Source organism: Altibacter sp., from assembly GCF_019913785.1.
In the GTDB taxonomy this organism is placed as follows: Bacteria; Bacteroidota; Bacteroidia; order Flavobacteriales; family Flavobacteriaceae; genus Altibacter.
This window is the reverse complement of record NZ_JAIOHK010000082.1, coordinates 1-18705: the sequence shown is the minus strand read 5'-3', so window position 1 is coordinate 18705 and position 18705 is coordinate 1. Positions and strand designations below refer to the sequence as shown.

General features: G+C 40.6%; 19 protein-coding genes. 14 read left to right on the top strand and 5 right to left on the bottom strand.

All coding sequences use genetic code 11. From position 1 onward, the window contains the following. The 10 genes from K8F54_RS13745 to K8F54_RS13700 form a co-directional block, all read left to right on the top strand. Nucleotides 1–1601: DUF5916 domain-containing protein (locus tag K8F54_RS13745; protein ID WP_290791870.1), on the top strand; the 1601-nt coding region annotated here is incomplete at its 5' end. A gap of 57 nt (nucleotides 1602–1658) precedes the next feature. Further along, complete coding sequence (locus K8F54_RS13740; RefSeq protein ID WP_290791868.1) at nucleotides 1659–2318, top strand: ABC transporter ATP-binding protein; 660 nt, start codon at nucleotides 1659–1661, stop codon at nucleotides 2316–2318. A gap of 3 nt (nucleotides 2319–2321) precedes the next feature. Further along, nucleotides 2322–3086, top strand: coding sequence for a TIGR02757 family protein (locus K8F54_RS13735; RefSeq protein WP_290791866.1), 765 nt, complete (start codon nucleotides 2322–2324; stop codon nucleotides 3084–3086). A gap of 111 nt (nucleotides 3087–3197) precedes the next feature. Beyond that, entirely contained in the window at nucleotides 3198–3737 is a 540-nt protein-coding gene (locus K8F54_RS13730; protein ID WP_290791864.1) for a hypothetical protein, read from the top strand. Nucleotides 3738–3897: 160 nt separating this feature from the next. Beyond that, entirely contained in the window at nucleotides 3898–5103 is a 1206-nt protein-coding gene (locus K8F54_RS13725) for a GAF domain-containing sensor histidine kinase (protein ID WP_290791862.1), read from the top strand. A gap of 60 nt (nucleotides 5104–5163) precedes the next feature. Further along, nucleotides 5164–7086 (top strand): BatA domain-containing protein, encoded by a 1923-nt coding sequence (locus K8F54_RS13720; protein WP_290791860.1) that lies wholly within the window; start codon nucleotides 5164–5166, stop codon nucleotides 7084–7086. Further along, the gene (locus K8F54_RS13715) at nucleotides 7083–8339 is read left to right on the top strand and encodes a dihydroorotase (RefSeq protein ID WP_290791858.1); all 1257 of its coding nucleotides are present in this window, start codon (nucleotides 7083–7085) and stop codon (nucleotides 8337–8339) included. The genes K8F54_RS13720 and K8F54_RS13715 overlap by 4 nt, the downstream gene beginning before the upstream one ends. Next, nucleotides 8339–8650: a hypothetical protein gene (locus K8F54_RS13710; RefSeq protein WP_290791856.1), complete on the top strand. Its 312-nt coding sequence runs from the start codon at nucleotides 8339–8341 to the stop codon at nucleotides 8648–8650. Before K8F54_RS13715 ends, K8F54_RS13710 begins: the two co-directional genes overlap by 1 nt. Nucleotides 8651–8851: 201 nt before the next feature. Beyond that, on the top strand, nucleotides 8852–9193 hold the full coding sequence (locus K8F54_RS13705) for a hypothetical protein (RefSeq protein WP_290791854.1): 342 nt from the start codon (nucleotides 8852–8854) through the stop codon (nucleotides 9191–9193). A gap of 86 nt (nucleotides 9194–9279) precedes the next feature. Further along, nucleotides 9280–9939: an alpha/beta fold hydrolase gene (locus tag K8F54_RS13700; protein ID WP_290791852.1), complete on the top strand. Its 660-nt coding sequence runs from the start codon at nucleotides 9280–9282 to the stop codon at nucleotides 9937–9939. On the opposite strand, the gene K8F54_RS13695 is transcribed toward K8F54_RS13700, so the two are convergent. Both K8F54_RS13695 and K8F54_RS13690 read right to left on the bottom strand, forming a co-directional pair. Beyond that, nucleotides 9936–10433 carry a hypothetical protein gene (locus tag K8F54_RS13695; RefSeq protein ID WP_290791850.1) on the bottom strand — a complete coding sequence of 166 codons (498 nt, stop codon included), beginning with the start codon at nucleotides 10431–10433 and terminating at the stop codon, nucleotides 9936–9938. The two genes, K8F54_RS13700 and K8F54_RS13695, sit on opposite strands and share 4 nt — an antisense overlap. Nucleotides 10434–10435: 2 nt before the next feature. Next, entirely contained in the window at nucleotides 10436–11212 is a 777-nt protein-coding gene (locus tag K8F54_RS13690; protein ID WP_290791848.1) for an MBL fold metallo-hydrolase, read from the bottom strand. Nucleotides 11213–11295: 83 nt separating this feature from the next. Between K8F54_RS13690 and K8F54_RS13685 the strand changes: the two genes are divergently transcribed. Further along, nucleotides 11296–12771, top strand: a complete 1476-nt coding sequence (locus K8F54_RS13685) for a TonB-dependent receptor (protein WP_290791846.1) — start codon at nucleotides 11296–11298, stop codon at nucleotides 12769–12771. Here K8F54_RS13685 and bcp read toward each other — a convergent pair. Next, entirely contained in the window at nucleotides 12764–13216 is a 453-nt protein-coding gene (bcp, locus tag K8F54_RS13680; RefSeq protein WP_290791844.1) for a thioredoxin-dependent thiol peroxidase, read from the bottom strand. The genes K8F54_RS13685 and bcp overlap by 8 nt on opposite strands. Nucleotides 13217–13246: 30 nt before the next feature. Between bcp and nth the strand changes: the two genes are divergently transcribed. Further along, nucleotides 13247–13903: an endonuclease III gene (gene nth, locus K8F54_RS13675; RefSeq protein ID WP_290791842.1), complete on the top strand. Its 657-nt coding sequence runs from the start codon at nucleotides 13247–13249 to the stop codon at nucleotides 13901–13903. A gap of 50 nt (nucleotides 13904–13953) precedes the next feature. Here the strand turns inward: nth and K8F54_RS13670 are convergent, their stop codons facing one another. Then, entirely contained in the window at nucleotides 13954–14106 is a 153-nt protein-coding gene (locus tag K8F54_RS13670) for a hypothetical protein (protein ID WP_290791840.1), read from the bottom strand. Between the two features lie 58 nt (nucleotides 14107–14164). Next, a complete protein-coding gene (locus K8F54_RS13665) occupies nucleotides 14165–14749 on the bottom strand; it encodes a sigma-70 family RNA polymerase sigma factor (protein WP_290791838.1) in 585 nt (194 codons plus the stop codon). Nucleotides 14750–15007: 258 nt separating this feature from the next. On the opposite strand from K8F54_RS13665, the gene uvrA reads away from it, so the two are divergent. Continuing rightward, nucleotides 15008–17785 (top strand): excinuclease ABC subunit UvrA, encoded by a 2778-nt coding sequence (uvrA, locus tag K8F54_RS13660; RefSeq protein WP_290791836.1) that lies wholly within the window; start codon nucleotides 15008–15010, stop codon nucleotides 17783–17785. Nucleotides 17786–17838: 53 nt separating this feature from the next. Continuing rightward, nucleotides 17839–18705: T9SS type A sorting domain-containing protein (locus K8F54_RS13655; protein WP_290791835.1), on the top strand; the 867-nt coding region annotated here is incomplete at its 3' end.

Below are 18705 nucleotides of genomic sequence, written 5' to 3'. Positions count from 1 at the left end.
ATTTTAGCCAGGCGGGCTTCGACAATGTACAACTCAATCTAGGTCCTTTCGAGCAGACGTTCTCCGAACAACGCCAATTCTTTAAGGAAGGCGTTGACCTGTTCACAAAGGGAAATTTATTCTATTCCCGTCGTATCGGGGAAAATCCATCGAGCTACCCTGAAACGGCAGACGATGAGGAAGTTGTCGACCGCCCCGACAAGGTAAGTATGCTAAACGCTATAAAGGTTTCGGGACGTACCAAAAACGGTTTGGGAATTGGTTTTTTCAATGCCATCACTGAAAAGACCTATGCGAAAATTAGGAATACGACCACAGGAGAAACCCGCAAAGAAGTTGTGGAGCCCTTAGCCAACTATAATATCCTTGTTTTAGACCAGCAATTCAATAAAAACTCTTCCATTAGTTTGGTGAATACCAGTGTGATTCGAGATGGACATTTTAGAGATGCCAATGTCACCGCTGCCCTTTTCGATATTACGGACAAATCGAATACATGGAACGTTGACGGCTCGTTGAAAGTCAGTACACTGAATCTAAAAGACGACAATCAAACCGGCTTCAGTTCCTCTTTGGAGTTTGAAAAAGTAAGTGGAAAATATCGTTATGGGATCGAAAATACGGTCGCTGATACAAATTATAACATTAACGACCTTGGTATTTCCTTCCGAAATAATTACAACAACTTTAGAGCTTTTGGGTCGTACCGTATCTTTGAACCCACCGAAAAATTGAACAACTTTAGCGTTTACACCTGGGCCGAATACCAAATGCTTTTCGACCCCAGTACCTATACCGGAAATTCACTAGGTTTTGATATCTATATGCAGAACAAGAAGCTCTGGGATTATGGTATTAATGTAAACTTCCAAGCCGGTAAACAACACGATTATTACGAACCGAGAACCGAAGGCCGTTTTTTCACTTTTAAAAATCCATTTAATGTAAGTTCTTGGGTCAATACGAATTATGCCAAGAAATTGGCCGCCTTCGCCCATGTTGGTTTTGCAACACTTTTCGACAGTGAGCGAGATCTTTTTGAATACTGGATTGGATTGGAGCCTAGAATGCGTTTTAGCGATAAATTTTCCCTTGGGTATAATATTTTCTTTCAAGATGGCAGTGGCAGCAGAGGTTATGTTGAGACCGTGGACGATGATATTTTATTTGGCCAACGGGCTCAGACCACGATTACCAATAGCATTTCCGGGAGTTATAATTTTAATTCATTTCATTCCTTGTCTCTTAGCTTCCGAAATTACTGGACCACGGTAACCTACGACAACGGCCTTTATACCCTACTGGAAGATGGTACGGTCTCAACCCTTGACAACTACACCCTAGCCGATGTAGCCGATCCAAATGTGAATTTCAATACTTGGAATCTCGACTTTCGTTATTCGTGGCAATTCGCTCCCGGAAGTCAGTTAACAGCGCTGTATAGAAATTCGTTATTCAATTCAAATTCCGAATCGTCAGCGACCTATTTTGACAGTCTTGAAACATTGTTTGAGCAACCCATAGAACATGTGTTTTCATTGCGATTGGTATACTATATTGATTATAACAATGTGAAAAATATTTTCAAGAAAAACTCCTAAAGCCTAAGTTGTGTAATCGCTTCGAATATGCTATTTTCACCAAGCAAATACCGCTGCATGATCATAGCCAAGAACATTCATAAACATTACGATACACTTCACGTTTTAAAGGGTGTTGATCTTCAGATTAAAAAAGGGGAAATAGTATCAATTGTAGGTGCTTCGGGTGCCGGAAAGACTACGCTATTACAGATTTTGGGCACCTTGGATTCGTTTGATGCCGAAAAAGGACAACTTCAAATCAATGAAATCAATATTTCCGGTTTAGGTGGGAAGGCGTTGGCAAAATTCAGAAATGAAAACCTCGGTTTTATTTTTCAGTTCCATCAATTATTGCCCGAATTTACCGCTTTGGAAAACGTGTGTATCCCTGCCTTTATAAAAAATGTACCAAAGGCTGAAGCCGAAAAAAAAGCCAAGGAACTCCTACAGTTTTTAGGACTATCGCATCGGGAGCACCATAAACCCAACGAACTTTCAGGAGGTGAGCAACAACGAGTAGCAGTTGCTCGTGCCTTGATCAACAATCCGTCAATTATTTTAGCCGATGAGCCCAGTGGTAATTTGGATACCGAAAGTGCCGAAAACCTACACAATCTGTTCTTTAAACTACGCGATGAATTTGGACAGACCTTTGTGATTGTTACCCATAATGAAGAACTGGCCGCAATGGCCGACCGGAAATTGGTCATGCAGGACGGAAAAATTATTGCCTAAAACATGAAATCTAGCGAGCTGAAGGAATTTCTTGACGAAAAGGCCGCCTTTTACAACAATCCTAGGTTTATAGCAACTGATCCTATTCAAATTCCGCATCAATTCACCAAAAAAGAAGATATTGAAATTGCCGCCTTCCTGGTGGCGACCATAGCATGGGGGAATCGAAAGAGCATAATCAACAATGGCACTCAACTTATGCAACGAATGGGAAACGCTCCCTTTGATTTTATAATGAATTTTTCGGAAGAGGATACCCCTGCCCTTTCGGGTTTTGTACATCGAACCTTTAATGAAACCGATCTGGGATACTTTCTGAAATCCCTTCAGCATATTTATATGCAGCATGGCGGACTTGAACATATCTTTTTCAAACATGCCGAAGCAGATACCTTACAACCTGCAATTCATCACTTTAAAAAGTTGTTCTTTGGCTTACCGCATTTGCCGAGAACCGAGAAGCACATAAGCGATCCTATGAAGAATTCGGCCGCTAAGCGCATCAATATGTTTTTGCGCTGGATGGTGAGAAAAGACGCCAACGGAGTTGATTTCGGTATTTGGAATACCCTATCCCCTGCACAGTTGTCTTGTCCTCTCGATGTGCATAGCGGAAATGTAGCCAGAAAGCTGAAACTAGTGAAGCGGAAACAAAACGATGGGAAAGCACTGTACGAATTGGACACTGCCCTTCGAAAACTAGATCCCAACGATCCGGTTAAATATGACTTTGCCTTATTTGGACTCGGAGTATTTGAAAACTTTTGATAATATTTAACATTTCAATTTTTTTTAACCTTTTTATCGATAAAATGCATATTTTATCGTTTATATGTAATTTTTTTATATATTAGCCTGCTGAACTAAAACCTACTTATTATGAAATCAAAAATTACTACATTATTATTTCTTTGTACAATACTACTTAGTTGTTCCAAAGATTCAGATTTATTTATTGAAGATTCACCAACTGCCGATCGTATTATTGTAATCGACGGTCAAACAACACAAGACCCTGTTATACTAAGTCAGACAGATCTTATGGCCGGTCAAAATATTCTTATGGGTTTTGTGACGGTAGGACTAGATGAAAATGGCCTACTCGAGGTTACCTATAATTCTGATGGAGATTGGGAAATAGAAGAAACCCATCTATTTATTGGTGAGTTATCCGATCTTCCTACAAACAATGGTGGAAATCCAAAAATTGGTCAATTTCCATATAAAGCAAATCATCCGGCAGGCACCAATACAGTAACTTATGAGATCGGTACTACACTTGCAGAAGGAGCATGTGTATATGTAGCAGCTCACGCAGTTGTTACCGATACATCAAACGGACAAACTGAAACAGCATGGGGTGCCGGAGTTCCTATTGGTGGTAACAGTTGGGCGATGATGTTCGAAGTTTGTAACTAGTAGATTATCCCATAATATAGCCTATATGATCGCGGTCGTATTTCTTTTGAAATACGACCGTTTTATTTATACTAAACCCACTTTTAAAAAGTTAAATAATGTGTAACTTTATTGCATAGGCAATTGCAACTAACAGTATTGAATCAAATAGAAGAACTCCTTGATAGCACCCAATTTTCCTGAAAATGAAACAGAACGCCTTGAGGCGGTCAAAGCGTATCAGCTCTTGGACACTTTACCCGAGCGGGATTTCGATACTATTACCGCACTAACGGCAAGTATTTGCGATGTCCCTATTTCGTTGGTGACCCTACTCGATTCTGACCGGAACTTTTTAAAATCACATTACGGGGTTCCCTTGACCGAATCGCCGAGATCCACATCATTTTGCGGACATGCCATCTTAGACAATAATGAGATTTTCATTGTGGAAGATGCCAGAAAAGATGCTCGATTTAAGGACAACCCCATTGTTACCCTACAAGGAGCCGTATTTTATGCAGGAGTCCCACTTATAACGCCGGATGGCTTTCCAATTGGTACCTTATGCATTTTCGATCTAAAACCCAGAACGCTTTCAGAAAAACAAAAAAAAGCCCTAACAGCCTTGGCCTATCAGGTTATGAATTTGTTTGAAGAACGAAAAAAGAACTTGCAGCTTCACCAACTACAGGATGAGCTACGTCGTAAGAATGAAGAACTTAAGAATTTTGCAGGGACCATTTCGCACGATATGAAAATGCCATTGGCCAATATGATTGTCACAGTAGATATTCTAAAGGCAAAATATGCGTCACAGTTGGACGAACAAGGCAAAAAATACCTAGCCTATATCAAACAGTCTTCCTTTACACTTAGCGATTATATTACCGGCTTATTGGCACACTACGAAAGTGATAACATTGCAACAAAGGCCAAGGAAGATTTCGACCTGCATTCCTTGTTGGAAGAGATCGTGGACCTGCTGAATATAGACATGGATTGTGAGATCAACTTCCCGGAAGAAAATATAGACATCTCCAGCAATCGGGCAGCGTTGGAACAGATACTGTTAAATTTGATTGGAAATAGCCTGAAATATAACGACAAGGAGAAGATTGTAATCGATATCGACTGTTTTGAAGAAAATGGCAAATATTATTTTACCCTTTCAGATAATGGTATAGGGATTCCTCAAGACAAGCAAAAGGAGATCTTTAATTTATTTACTACGGTAGGTAATTTAGACCGGCATGGCAATAAAGGACACGGAATTGGTCTTTCAACCGTTCAGAAGCTGGTGACCAAATTGGGAGGAGAAATTTCGGTCACCTCCCAACTGAATAAGGGCGCTACTTTTAGCTTCTCGATATCAAATACAAAGTAAAAAGTTAAGATACCACCATTATTAGATAGCATTTTTTATCTTTGAAAAATATTTCTTGGAATGCAGTTTAAACACCCTGAATTACTTTACGCGCTTTTCCTTCTGCTCATTCCTATCTTTATCCATCTTTTTCAACTTCGGCGTTTTCAGAAAATAGACTTCACCAATGTTGCTTTTTTAAAGAAAGTGACCATACAAACCCGGAAGAGTTCACAGCTTAAAAAGTGGCTCACCCTATTAACGCGATTATTTGCACTCGCCTGTATCATTCTGGCTTTCGCACAACCTTTTACCGCCTCCAAATCGGCACTCAACACCCAAAAAGAAACGGTGATCTATGTGGACAATTCGTTCAGTATGCAGGCAAAGGGACCGCAGGGTCCGTTGTTACAGCGTGCCTTACAGGATTTATACACCAAGGCTTCGGGGAATGAACAATTAAGTTGGTTTACCAACGATACCGACAGAAAGAATACTTCGGTACAAGATTTTAAAAATGAAATTCTTTCCGTAGACTATAGTCAAAAGCAACTGAGTCCGGCTGAAGTTCTACTGAAAGCGAATCAGATGTTCAGCAAAAATAGCGGTGCCGAAAAGCGACTGATTTACATTTCCGACTTTCAGCTAAAAGAGGCTTTTCCGGAAATTCCTGAAGCTATTTCGTTGGATGCCGTCCCCCTAACACCGGTTTCAATAACAAACATTGCCATTGATACGGCCTATATAAGTTCAAAGACAGCCGAGACCCTAAAACTGACTGCTACCCTCTCTGCCATCGGAGATGTGTCACAAAATGTGCCCGTCTCCTTGTACAATGGGAATACGCTCATGGCGAAATCGGGTATTGATTTTTCTGAAGTCAAACAACATACCCTTACATTTGATATCGACAAGAACAACGAATTTGTTGGGAAGTTAGAGATCAACGAATCCAACATCCCTTTTGACAATACACTGTTCTTTAGCATTAACAAGCCGGAAAAGATAAGGGTACTGAGTATTAACGAAGCCAATCCAAACTTCTTGCAGCGCCTGTTTGACCAAACCGAATTCGACTATACGCAACAAGCCTTTACGAGTCTGAATTACAACATCATCCCCGATCAAAATTTCGTGATCCTAAATGAGTTAAAAGACATCCCGGCTTCACTTACCACCGCGTTAAAATCTTTTAGTGATGCAGGGGGGAGTCTCTTGATAATTCCTTCGGAAGAAGTTGAAATTTCCAATTACAACAGCCTATTGGGGAGTTTTGGACTGGGTGCTATTACCGAAAATGTACTTCAAGAAAAAAAGATCACCAAGATTGCATTTAATCATCCCCTGTACCACGAAGTCTTCGAAAAGCAGGTCGCTAATTTTCAATACCCGAAGGTGAATGCTTTTTACAAGTTCAATACTACGGCCACCATGGCACTCCAATTTGAGGACGGGAAACCCTTTTTATTGCAACAGGGGAATACCTATGTGACTACGGCACCAATTAATACAGATAATTCGAACTTTCAAAATTCACCGCTTATTGTTCCCACAATTTACAATATGGCACAACAGAGCCTTCAACTACCAAAATTATACTACCAAATAGGAAGGCAAAATACCTTTTCAATCCCTATTCAATTAAAGGAGAACGAAATACTCAGTCTAAAAGATAGTATTGCTCAATTTATTCCCTTACAGCAAACTAAGGCGAATAAGGTAGATATCACAACGCTGGATCAACCGGCACGAGCGGGAAACTATCAAATTGTTAAAGAAGCGGCATTTATTGAAAACAGTAGCTTTAACTATAGTCGTGCCGAAAGCGCCCTGCAATATGCAGCGGTTGAACGCTGGGAAGGAGTTACCGTTCACGATTCGGTTGCGGCTTTGTTCGAAACGATTAATGAAGCAAATTCAATTAACAGTTTCTGGAAATGGTTTGTTATTTTTGCATTGTTATTTCTGGTATTGGAAATGCTTATCTTAAAATTCTATAAATGAACGTACTACTAAAATCAGCCGTCATTGTTGACCCCACCAGTAAGCATCATTTAAAAAAGCGAGATGTGTTGCTTGAGAACGGAAAGATCTCTAAAATTGCTGCCTCAATTTCCAATACAAAGAAAGCTAAGGAGATCGATTTAAAGAACTTGCATATTTCGCAAGGCTGGTTTGATCCTAGCGTCTCCTTTGGCGAACCGGGATTTGAGGAGCGCGAAACCATATCGAATGGGCTAAAAACGGCGGCCTATAGCGGATTTACACAGGTAGCGGTGAATGCGAATACCTTTCCGGTGACCGATAGCAAATCGAATATCAAATTTTTAAGATCGAAGGCTGAAGGAAATGCGGTAAGCCTCTATCCTATTGGTGCGCTCACCATGGGAAGCAAAGGAATCGATCTGGCAGAACTGTACGATATGACGAACGAGGGTGCCATCTCATTCTACGATTATAAGCGTCCTATCGAGAACGCAAATCTCCTAAAGATCGCCCTGCAATACAGCCAGAACTTCGATGGGCTGGTACAATCCTTTCCTTTTGACAAATCGGTCGCGCGAAACGGAATGGTCAATGAAGAAGTGAACAGCACCAAATTAGGTTTAAAAGGAATTCCGGCTCTCGCCGAAGAACTTCAAATAACCCGCGATCTCTATCTTTTAGAATATACCGGAGGCAAATTACACATCCCAACCATATCGACCAAAAAGTCAGTTTCGCTGATCAAAGAGGCGAAAAAGAAAGGCCTGAATGTTAGCTGTAGCGTCGCCATAACCAATCTTTTTCTAACAGACGATGTACTGGAAAGCTTTGACACAAATTATAAGTTATTACCACCGCTGCGCACTTCAGAAGACAACAAAGCACTTTTAAAAGGATTAAAGGAAGGCGTGATCGACGGAGTGACCAGCGACCACGATCCAATTGATATAGAACACAAAAAAACCGAATTCGACCATGCCTGTTTCGGTAGCATTGGCTTGGAAAGTTGTTTTGGTGCCCTCAATAGCTTGGTGGGTATCGAATTGGCCGTGGAAGCACTTACCCGCCTAAAAGGAACGTTTAAGATCCCAATGACACCTATTGCGGAAGGAGAAGTTGCCAATATAACGCTCTTCGACCCAACCAAGGCCTGGAGCTTTACCAAAGATGATATACGTTCAACCTCAAAGAATGCAGCCCTCCTCCACGCTAAATTAAAGGGGAAAGCCCACGGGGTATATGCTAACAATGAATTAATTCTTTCTACCTAATGAGTGCAGCACCCGCCGGAAAAAGTAAAGCCATCATCGCGTATATGACATTTATAGGCATGTTTATCGCCTATTTTATGAATCGAGACGATAAACATGAATTTGCACGATGGCATATAAAAAATATGTTTGGACTTGTGTTGTTATTATTTTGTTCGCTTGCGCTTCAAAATTACCCAATTGGTTTTTACATATATTGGTTGGCCTTTGGTTTATGGCTGTTTTCCTTATGTATGGCGGTGTTCAACAAGCAGATGGGAATTCCGCTTTTAAGTGCAAAATTTCAGATCTGGTTTAGCTTTTTAGACTAGCTACCCGGCAATAGCAAGCCAATTGACTTCAAAAGCGTTTAGTTTACAGCAGTTAAGAAAATAACGACCCAGGGGATATTTATATCGTTTTGACATAAATATGTAATTAAAAATGTAAGATTTTTCGGTTGCATTTTACATTTTTAAATGATATAGCTTATCTTTAAGGTATTAACATCGTACTAACCTAAATCATATATCATGGCAGAAGCTACTTCAGACAATGGTAAAACAGTTGGAATCATTGCATATTTAACACTAATAGGATGGATTATTGCACTGGTAATGCACAATGGTAACAAAACAGATTTCGGTGCTTTTCACATCCGTCAAATGTTGGGAATCGCTATTGTTGGGCTGCTAATGTACATAGTAAACATGGCACTATTGTTTACGATAGATATTGGGTTTCTGGGCTATATTTTTCAATTGGCTGTATTTGTACTTTGGCTTTTAGGGTTTATTGGTGCGGTACAGGGAGAAAAAAAGCTCGTTCCCCTCTTAGGAGCTCAGTTTCAGGACTGGTTTAAAGGAATAGGATAACCAACCTAACATTCATAATTTGAAAGATGCTGCTTTTCTGCTGAAATGTTTTCAGTATTGAGCGGCATCTTTTATTTTTGCCATCTATGAAAAAGCAAACACTCTCTTTAGACCATAATTATAAAGCCCCAAAGGAAGCTTCCGAACATGCTCCGGCAATTATTATGCTTCACGGCTTCGGAAGCGATGAAAATGATCTTTTTTCGTTTTCAACCGAATTGCCCGAGGACTATCACATTATTTCCCTAAAGGCTCCTATTCCGATGCAACCCTTCGGAAATGCTTGGTATAATATCTATTTGGATGCGGCAAATGGTAAATTCAGTGATGACGAACAGGCCATCGTTTCGAGAGATCTTGTGCTAACATGTATCGATGAAATAATACGTTTGTACAAAGTAAACAGCAAAAAGATCACCCTTCTGGGATTTAGTCAGGGTACCATCCTAAGTTTCGCCGTTGCGCTTAGTTACCCTGAAAAAATAAAAAACGTAATTGGATTGAGCGGTTATATTAACGAGGCAATTCTGAAAAAAGGCTATGCCGAAAACGACTTTGCTCACTTGGCTATCTATAGCTCTCACGGCAGTGTAGATCAGGTGATTCCGGTAGAATGGGCACGAAAAACGAAGCCTTTTCTCGAGCAGTTAAACATCGATTGTACCTACTCCGAATTCCCTGTAGGGCACGGTGTGGCGCCTCAAAATTTTTATGAGTTCAAGGCTTGGTTGGAAAAGCACGCCTAATTAGCGGGATAGAGTAACGAAGCCAACGTGTGCAACTCCATTTCGTGCGCTTCGTTAAAACTGTATTCCAAAAGCATCTCCCCCCAATATGTTCCATCCGAAAAATCGGCCAACAACCATTTGTGATTTAAGAATTTTATCTTATTGACCAACATGGCACCGTTCATACCATCGAACGGCACTAAGGGATTTCCACCACTGACCAGATTTTGATCGTAAATAGCATCACTTATAAATGCTTCTACAGCAGCCGCTTCGCGTCCCGTACTCTCCAGATAATCCATAGCATTTTGGTTCCCTAACAAGGTAAAGTAGTTGAGTTCAGAAACCCGATTTGTGAGCACCGAGATGGAATCTTCTGCCTTCGAAAACTTTTCGGTAAGGGAAGCTATCTTCTTTTCCTGAGATTCGAAGATTGTTTTTTCATTCATATACTGAAATAGGATAAACAATACTGCAAAAAAGAACAGGTACATAAATATTTTATTCTTCATATCTAAACGTTGATTTTAAGGGTGTCGTAAGCTAAAAATACATTTTTAGGGAGTTTGGCCGAAACCTCATCATGAAATCCCATAAGGTGGCTAATATGGGTTAGGTATGCCCTTTCCGGCTGCACTTTCTCTATAAAGGCCAAAGCCTCTGTTAGATTAAAATGTGAATAGTGTGGCTTTTCACGAAGCGCATTGACCACAAGCACTTTCGAATGCTTGATCTTTTCAATTTCGGGAGCCGCGATCGTTTTAACATCGGTCAAATAGGTAAAATCTTCTATTCTAAACCCTAAAACGGCTAAGGTATCGTGATAGGCTTCCACAGGTATTACTTCTTTGTTTCCTAGTTGAAAAGGCCTATTGTTTTCAATCTCAATCTCAGCTATAGCAGGAGCTCCGGGATATTTATTCTCTGTTTCAAAAACATAGGCAAACCGCTGGTGCAAGGCTTCAAAAACGCGTTTATGACCATAAAATGGAATATCTCCCTGCATAAAACAAAAAGGGCGTATATCGTCAATTCCTGCGGTGTGATCGCTATGTTCGTGCGTAAGAAGTACTCCGTTCAATTCAGAAACCTGCGCTCGCAACATCTGTTGTCTAAAGTCGGGACCTATATCGATAACATAGGTGTATTCTTCCCACTGTACCAAGACTGAAACCCGTAAGCGTTTGTCCTTCGGATTTTCACTTTTGCAAACCGGATGATCACTACCAATAACCGGTATTCCCTGAGAAGTTCCTGTTCCTAAAAAAGTGATAGAAAATTGTGATTTCATCGACACAAAAATAACAGTATTTTTTTTGTTTGCCTATTGTATTTGTTACCTTTGTGAAACAAGATTGCTAATAGGAAAATGCTATGCCCGAACACATTTCAGGGGACAAGGAGTTTGAGAATATTCCTTCGATAAGAAGTAAGGCACTTCGAATTAATTTAAATGAAAATATCTACGGTACCTTTGCAGAAATTGGTGCCGGACAAGAGACAGTTCGAAATTTTTTCAGGGCCGGCGGTGCTTCCGGAACTATTGCCAAAACCATGTCGGCCTACGATAAGGATTTTAGTGATGCTATTTACGGGGTTGAAGATGATGGGCGGTATGTGACGGAGTCGAGACTCAAAAAAATGCTCTCGCATGAAATGCAACTTATTGAAGAGCGAATCATTCGGGAAAAACATCCAAACAAACTGTTCTTTGCCTATGCAAATACGGTGGCAACTATCGATTTCGCAAAAAAATACAAAGGTCACGGCTGGATAGGAATCCGCTATCAGGTGGATCCAAAGGAAGATTATAATGAGATCGTATTGCACATTCGCTTTCATGAAAATGACGCGATGCTGCAGCAAATTACCTTAGGAAGCCTTGGTGTAAACCTAATCTATGGTGCGTATTATAAATATGATGAGCCAAAAAAGTTACTAAGGTATCTTTACGATCATATCGATAAAGACAAAATAGAGATCGATACCATTAACTTTTCCGGTCCCAAGTTCGAGAAAGTCGATAACCGTCTCATGAGCCTTCAGCTTATTAAAAATGGCATGACCGATGCCATTATGTTTGGCCCGGATGGAAATAATATCCTTCCTGCGCGAATTCTTTATAAAAAGAACATATTAGCCCTCCGTGGTAGTTTTAGACCGGTCACCAAGGTTAATATTGACATGTATGAGAAATCGTACGAGATGTTCTTAAACGAGAACAAAGTAGAAAAAGAACGTACGGAGGTCATTTTTGAAATCACCCTTTCCAACCTTCGTGCTGAAGGAGAAATAGATGAAGAAGATTTTATGGATCGCGCTAGATTGCTCTGTTCATTGGGACATACGGTGATGATCTCCAACTTCCAAGAGTATTACAAACTGGTTGAATATTTTTCACGGTACACCAAAATGCGCTTAGGTCTTTCCATGGGCGTAAACAATTTGGTAGATATTTTCGATGAGAAATACTATCGTCATTTAAGTGGTGGGATTCTGGAAGCCTTTGGCAAACTGTTCTTTAAGGATTTGAAAGTGTATTTATACCCCATGCGCGATTTGGAGACCGGGGAATATACCAACAGTGAAAATTTGAAAGTCCATCCGCGTATGAAAGAATTGTATAAATTCTTCAAGTACAACGGAAAGGTGGTCGACATTACCGACTTTAACCCGGAAATTTTAGACATATTCTCTCGTGAGGTACTTACCATGATCGAAAACGGACAAGACGGCTGGGAAGAAATGCTTCCTCCGGGAGTTTCAGAAATCATTAAGGAAAAATGCCTCTTTAGTTGTACGATCGAGCAGCAAGAACAGGCGAAAAGGGCAAAGGAAGCTACTAATTAAGTATCTGACTGGCGTGTACTTTACTTTTCACCTTGTCGATCACTTTGGCAACACGTCCTTCTTCATCAATGACAAAGGTGATCCGGTGTATTCCGTTATAGGTGCGACCCATAAATTTTTTGGGACCCCAAACTCCAAAGACATTGATCACTTCTTTATCGGTATCGGCAAGTAGCGGATATGGAAATTTATATTTTTTACTGAAATTCTTTTGTTTCCGTTCGGTATCGGCGCTTACGCCTAGGATTTCGTAGCCGGCCTCTTGTAGCGCACTGTAATTATCCCGAAGGTTGCACGCTTCTACCGTGCAAGTAGGGGTGTTTGCAGCCGGATAAAAGAACACCACTAATTTTTTTCCTTTATAATCGGACAATGCTACGGTATTCCCGTCCTGATCTGTCGCAGTAAAATTTGGAACCTTATCTCCTTCTTGTAATGTTTTCATTTCACGTACTTTTGTGTAAAAGTAACCAAAATGAACAAACAGGAAAAGGTAAACTTCGTTATAAAAACCCTAAAAGAACTATATCCCGAAGTCCCCATCCCTTTAGCGCATAAAGACCCCTATACCTTATTGATTGCCGTATTGTTATCTGCTCAAAGTACCGATGTGCGGGTAAACCAAATTACACCTATCTTATTTGAAATAGCAGATAATCCCTACGATATGGTAAAGCTCACCGTGGAAGAAATTAGAGATATTATCAAGCCGGTGGGTCTTTCTCCTATGAAATCGAAGGGAATTCACGGGCTGTCTAAAATTCTTATAGAAAAATACCATGGAAAAGTACCTGCCAGTTTTGAAGCCTTGGAGGCATTACCGGCAGTAGGGCACAAAACGGCAAGTGTGGTTATGTCCCAAGCCTTTAATATTCCTGCCTTTCCGGTAGATACCCATATTCACAGGTTGATGTATCGTTGGGGTTTTTCGAATGGCAAAAATGTGGTTCAAACTGAAAAAGATGCAAAAAGATTATTTCCAATGGATCTTTGGAATGAACTACACTTACAGATTATTTGGTATGGAAGGCAATACTCCCCTGCCAGAGGTTGGGATTTGGAAAAAGATATTATTACGAAAACGATTGGAAGAAAATCGGTGATTTCAGAATACTGGAAGAAAAAAAGGTGAATTTAAGGCATAAAAAAACCCTGAAATTTCTTTCAGGGTTTTTCCAAAGTTTAGTTTAGAAGTGCTTCAAACTTCAATTTATTATAATCTATAACACTTAAAGCCTTCGAATAATCCAGAAGAAATCGAATAGTTTCTTCTTTTGGAGCTAATTCTTTATTCACGCGCTCCGGACGTGAGGTTTCAGAGTACATTTTTTGCATAGAACGTAATTTTGAGGTTAATGTTACCTAATAACGCCGCAAAAAATGGTTTATTGTATCAGTTCGTTAATATAATATTATGCTTCTCAATTACCTTGCGCAAGTTGATAAGTGCGTAACGCATTCTTCCCAGCGCGGTATTAATACTCACGTTGGTTTGCTCACTAATTTCTTTAAAGCTCATGTCCTTATAAATACGCATAATCAGTACCTGTTTCTGGTCTTCGGGAAGCTCTTCGATAAGGCGGCGGACATCACTTTCCACCTGTCCTTTTATCATCTGTTTTTCGATGTTAAGGGCTCCGTCAGAAAGCACCGAAAAAATATTGAAATCATTGTTGTTTTCAAATTTCGGCATGCGATTGTTCTTTCTGAAGTGATCAATCACCAAATTGTGAGCAATACGCATAACCCAAGGTAAGAACTTACCTTCTTCATTATACGCACCACGCTTTAAGGTCTTGATAACCTTAATAAAGGTGTCCTGAAAAATATCTTCAGCAACGTCTCGATCAAATACTTTGGAATAGATAAAACTGTAGATTCTTTGCTTGTGCCTGGTTATTAGTTCGCAAAGTGCAGCTTCGTCGCCATTCATATAAGCGCTTACTAAAAGCGCATCTGTTGTTGGGCTTTGCTTCATATCAATACTTTTTTTAAAATAAACAACTATGACTTTTGGTTGCTTAGTTGTTATGTAAATTTTAATTGTAAAAGTAGTAATATGCTATAGGCAATAATTTTTATAAATGACGTTAAGTGGGGTAAATATAAGAACAAACAATTCACAATTGCAAAAAAAAGTGAGTTTTTTCTTAAAAAAAATATAATCCCCACGGGCGTGCAATCCCGAAATCTATACAGTATCTTTGCAAAAATCTACTAAAAAACTAGGATAACCTTGAGTACTGATACTTTAGATACCAAAAAAAACATCTATATACAAGGGGCAAAACTGCACAATCTTAAAAATGTGTCGGTGGCCATCCCCAGAAATAAATTAGTAGTCATTACCGGGCTTTCGGGAAGCGGTAAGTCGAGTTTGGCCTTTGACACCCTCTATGCCGAAGGTCAACGAAGGTACGTTGAAAGTCTTTCTTCGTATGCAAGACAGTTTTTGGGAAGGCTAAACAAGCCAAAAGTCGATGCCATCAAAGGAATTGCACCTGCCATAGCCATCGAACAAAAGGTAAATTCCACAAATCCGAGATCTACGGTGGGAACTTCAACCGAGATCTACGATTATCTAAAATTGCTCTATACCCGTATCGGCCACACCTACTCCCCTGTTTCGGGAAAAGAAGTAAAGAAGGACACCGTCACCGATGTTATTGCCTATATCAAGGAATTTCCTGAAAATGAAAAATTACTCCTGCTCGCCCCAATTCATCTGGAAGAAGGCCGTTCCATGGAGAATAAACTGCAGGCTCTTGCACAGCAGGGCTATGCTCGTGTAAAACTGAATGACACGGTTACCCGAATAGATGAATTGAAGGGGAAATCATTTCCGAAGGATATCCAATTGGTAATTGACAGGGTAATCACACAAGAGGACGAGGATTTCTATAATCGCTTGGCAGATGCAGTGCAAATTGCTTTTTTTGAAGGAAAAGGAGCACTGTTTATCGAACGGCTTTCAGATACTTCCATAAAAGAGTTCAATAATCGGTTTGAGGCCGACGGTATTGTTTTTATGGAACCCAATGTGCATCTCTTCAGTTTTAACAATCCCTACGGCGCCTGTCCCAATTGCGAAGGATATGGCGACGTCATTGGCATCGATGAAGACTTGGTCATTCCAAATACCGCATTGTCTATTTACGAAAATGCCATCTTCCCTTGGCGGGGGGAAAGCATGAGCTGGTATCGGGACCAACTGGTCAACAATGCGTACAAATTCGATTTCCCTATTCACAAGCCCTGGTTCGAAATTACCGAAGCGCAAAAACAGTTGGTATGGGACGGAAACTCCTACTTTGAAGGGTTAAATAGTTTCTTTTCATTTTTAGAATCGAAGAGTTATAAAATCCAGAATCGGGTCATGCTGTCTCGCTATCGCGGAAAGACCCGATGCCATAGCTGCTACGGAAAAAGATTACGCCCCGAAGCCGGCTACGTAAAAATAAACGGAAAGTCTATTCAGGAACTCGTTGAGTTGCCGCTAGATCAGGTGGCTACTTTCTTTAAAGCCTTAAGCCTTTCCGAATACGATGAAAAAGTAGCGAAGCGATTACTACTTGAAATTAACAACCGACTTGCGTTCTTAATGGACGTTGGCCTTAGCTATCTCACTCTAAACCGGAAATCGAATACGCTGTCCGGTGGGGAATCCCAGCGAATTAATTTAGCCACTTCGTTGGGGAGTAGCTTGGTGGGTTCTATGTATATACTCGATGAACCCAGTATAGGCCTTCATCCTAAAGATACCGAACGCCTTATAAAAGTACTTAGATCATTACGTGACCTGGGGAATACAGTGATTGTGGTGGAGCACGATGAAGACATTATGAAAGCCGCCGACGAGATCATCGACATCGGCCCTGAAGCAGGTACATTTGGAGGCGAAGTAATGGCAACAGGCACCTATGCTGCAATTCTGAAGTCTGATTCCCTAACCGCAGGCTATTTAAACGGTAGGCTTCAAATTGATGTGCCAAAAAAACGACGGACTTGGAAAAATGCCATTGAGGTCAAAGGCGCGCGTCACAATAACTTAAAGAATATCGATGTCACCTTTCCCTTAGGGGCTTTTACCGCCGTAACCGGGGTTTCCGGAAGTGGAAAAAGTACCCTAGTGAAAAAGATTTTATATCCGGCCATGCTTCGGCAGATTGGTGGCTACGGTCAAAAACCGGGTCAGTTTACAGCCTTGGAGGGCAACTTCAGCAGTATAAGCAGTATTGAGTTTATCGATCAGAATCCTATAGGTCGTTCCAGCAGATCCAATCCGGTGACCTATATTAAGGCCTATGATGACATTCGGAATTTGTACGCTTCTCAGAAACTTTCGGATATACGGGGTTATAAGGCCAAACATTTCAGTTTTAATGTAGACGGGGGGCGTTGTGAAACCTGTAAAGGCGAGGGCGAAGTGACTATCGAAATGCAGTTTATGGCCGATGTACACTTGGAATGCGATACCTGCAGCGGGAAACGCTTTAAAAAAGAGATACTCGAAGTTGCATTTCAAAACAAGAACATTAACGACCTGCTTAGCATGACCGTGGACGAGGCCATTGCCTTCTTCCATTCGGCCAACGAAACCAAAATCGTTACCAAATTACAACCGCTACAAGATGTTGGCTTGGGATATGTACAACTGGGACAGAGCTCCTCTACCCTTTCGGGCGGAGAAGCACAGCGTATCAAATTGGCTTCTTTTCTGGTAAAAGGAAGCACCAAAGACAAGGCGCTATTTATCTTTGACGAGCCCACTACCGGCTTGCATTTTCACGATATTAAAAAACTGCTCGCTTCCTTTTATGCCCTGCTGGACAAGGGGCATACGGTCATTGTAGTGGAACACAACCTGGATCTTATTAAATGTGCCGACTACATCATTGACCTGGGCCTTGATGGTGGCATTACCGGCGGACAGGTAATCGCTCAAGGCACCCCCGAAGAAGTCGCCAAAAACCAAGAATCGTATACAGCTGTGTATTTGAAAGAAAAAATTTAGTATCTTTAGGAGACTCCCCGGTACAGTACGAGTGTTTATTTTAATGTATCGTCATGAAACAGTTCCTTACTTTTCTACTTCTAATTTATTTTAGTCATATAAGCGCTCAGCCCTATATTCCTATGCTGCAAGAGGGAAATGCATGGAGTGTTGATGTCCATTATTGCCCATGGCCTCCTCCCGATCCACCTTCCTGGATTGTCACACAGCAAATTTCAATTGGAGAAATCGTTACAATTAATGGTGTAGACTATAAACAAATCTACAGAGATGACAGCACCTCCTGCCTACTACGTGAAGAAAATGGGGTCGTTTATAAATACAACAGCAACGATAATATTGAAAAAATCCTATTTGATTTTAATGTGGAGATTGGGGACTCATTCTTTATGCCTGATTTAGCATATCATTTTGGCAACTGTGCGGGCACAGATTATAATGTTGCGATATGGTATTTAGAGGTATTTGAAATTGAAAATATATTCATAGCAGGTGCAAATAGGAAAGTTATAAGATTATTGGATCAGATTTTCCCTCAAGGAGGAGAAGTATTAACATGGGTAGAAGGTATTGGGACACCCGCCGGTTTAGGTGTTCCATGGCCATTTCAGGATATCACTTGCGGAAGTGGGCTGGCTTGTTTCACGACCAATGGAATAACGTATTATTTCGGTGACGCTACTTCATGTGACAACACAACCTTACAGCTATCGGAAAATTTAAAACATCAAATTGTCCTCTACCCCAACCCCGTTACAACTACGTCCATCCTTCAATTGCCTGCCGAAGCAGCGGTTGACCGACTTAAAATTTTCAACCTATCTGGCGGGCTGGTAAGAGATGAAGAAATAACAAAGAACCATGTAACCATCAGTAGTATGGATTATGCTTCAGGGCTGTATTTCTATCAGGTATTTTCA

Coding starts and splice junctions, on each gene's coding strand:
- K8F54_RS13695 (WP_290791850.1), bottom strand. CDS start 10,433: ATGAAGAATAAAATATTTATGTACCTGTTCTTTTTTGCAGTATTGTTT.
- K8F54_RS13685 (WP_290791846.1), top strand. CDS start 11,296: ATGCCCGAACACATTTCAGGGGACAAGGAGTTTGAGAATATTCCTTCG.
- K8F54_RS13730 (WP_290791864.1), top strand. CDS start 3,198: ATGAAATCAAAAATTACTACATTATTATTTCTTTGTACAATACTACTT.
- nth (WP_290791842.1), top strand. CDS start 13,247: ATGAACAAACAGGAAAAGGTAAACTTCGTTATAAAAACCCTAAAAGAA.
- K8F54_RS13735 (WP_290791866.1), top strand. CDS start 2,322: ATGAAATCTAGCGAGCTGAAGGAATTTCTTGACGAAAAGGCCGCCTTT.
- K8F54_RS13715 (WP_290791858.1), top strand. CDS start 7,083: ATGAACGTACTACTAAAATCAGCCGTCATTGTTGACCCCACCAGTAAG.
- bcp (WP_290791844.1), bottom strand. CDS start 13,216: ATGAAAACATTACAAGAAGGAGATAAGGTTCCAAATTTTACTGCGACA.
- K8F54_RS13670 (WP_290791840.1), bottom strand. CDS start 14,106: ATGCAAAAAATGTACTCTGAAACCTCACGTCCGGAGCGCGTGAATAAA.
- K8F54_RS13665 (WP_290791838.1), bottom strand. CDS start 14,749: ATGAAGCAAAGCCCAACAACAGATGCGCTTTTAGTAAGCGCTTATATG.
- K8F54_RS13705 (WP_290791854.1), top strand. CDS start 8,852: ATGGCAGAAGCTACTTCAGACAATGGTAAAACAGTTGGAATCATTGCA.
- K8F54_RS13690 (WP_290791848.1), bottom strand. CDS start 11,212: ATGAAATCACAATTTTCTATCACTTTTTTAGGAACAGGAACTTCTCAG.
- K8F54_RS13700 (WP_290791852.1), top strand. CDS start 9,280: ATGAAAAAGCAAACACTCTCTTTAGACCATAATTATAAAGCCCCAAAG.
- K8F54_RS13740 (WP_290791868.1), top strand. CDS start 1,659: ATGATCATAGCCAAGAACATTCATAAACATTACGATACACTTCACGTT.
- K8F54_RS13720 (WP_290791860.1), top strand. CDS start 5,164: ATGCAGTTTAAACACCCTGAATTACTTTACGCGCTTTTCCTTCTGCTC.
- K8F54_RS13710 (WP_290791856.1), top strand. CDS start 8,339: ATGAGTGCAGCACCCGCCGGAAAAAGTAAAGCCATCATCGCGTATATG.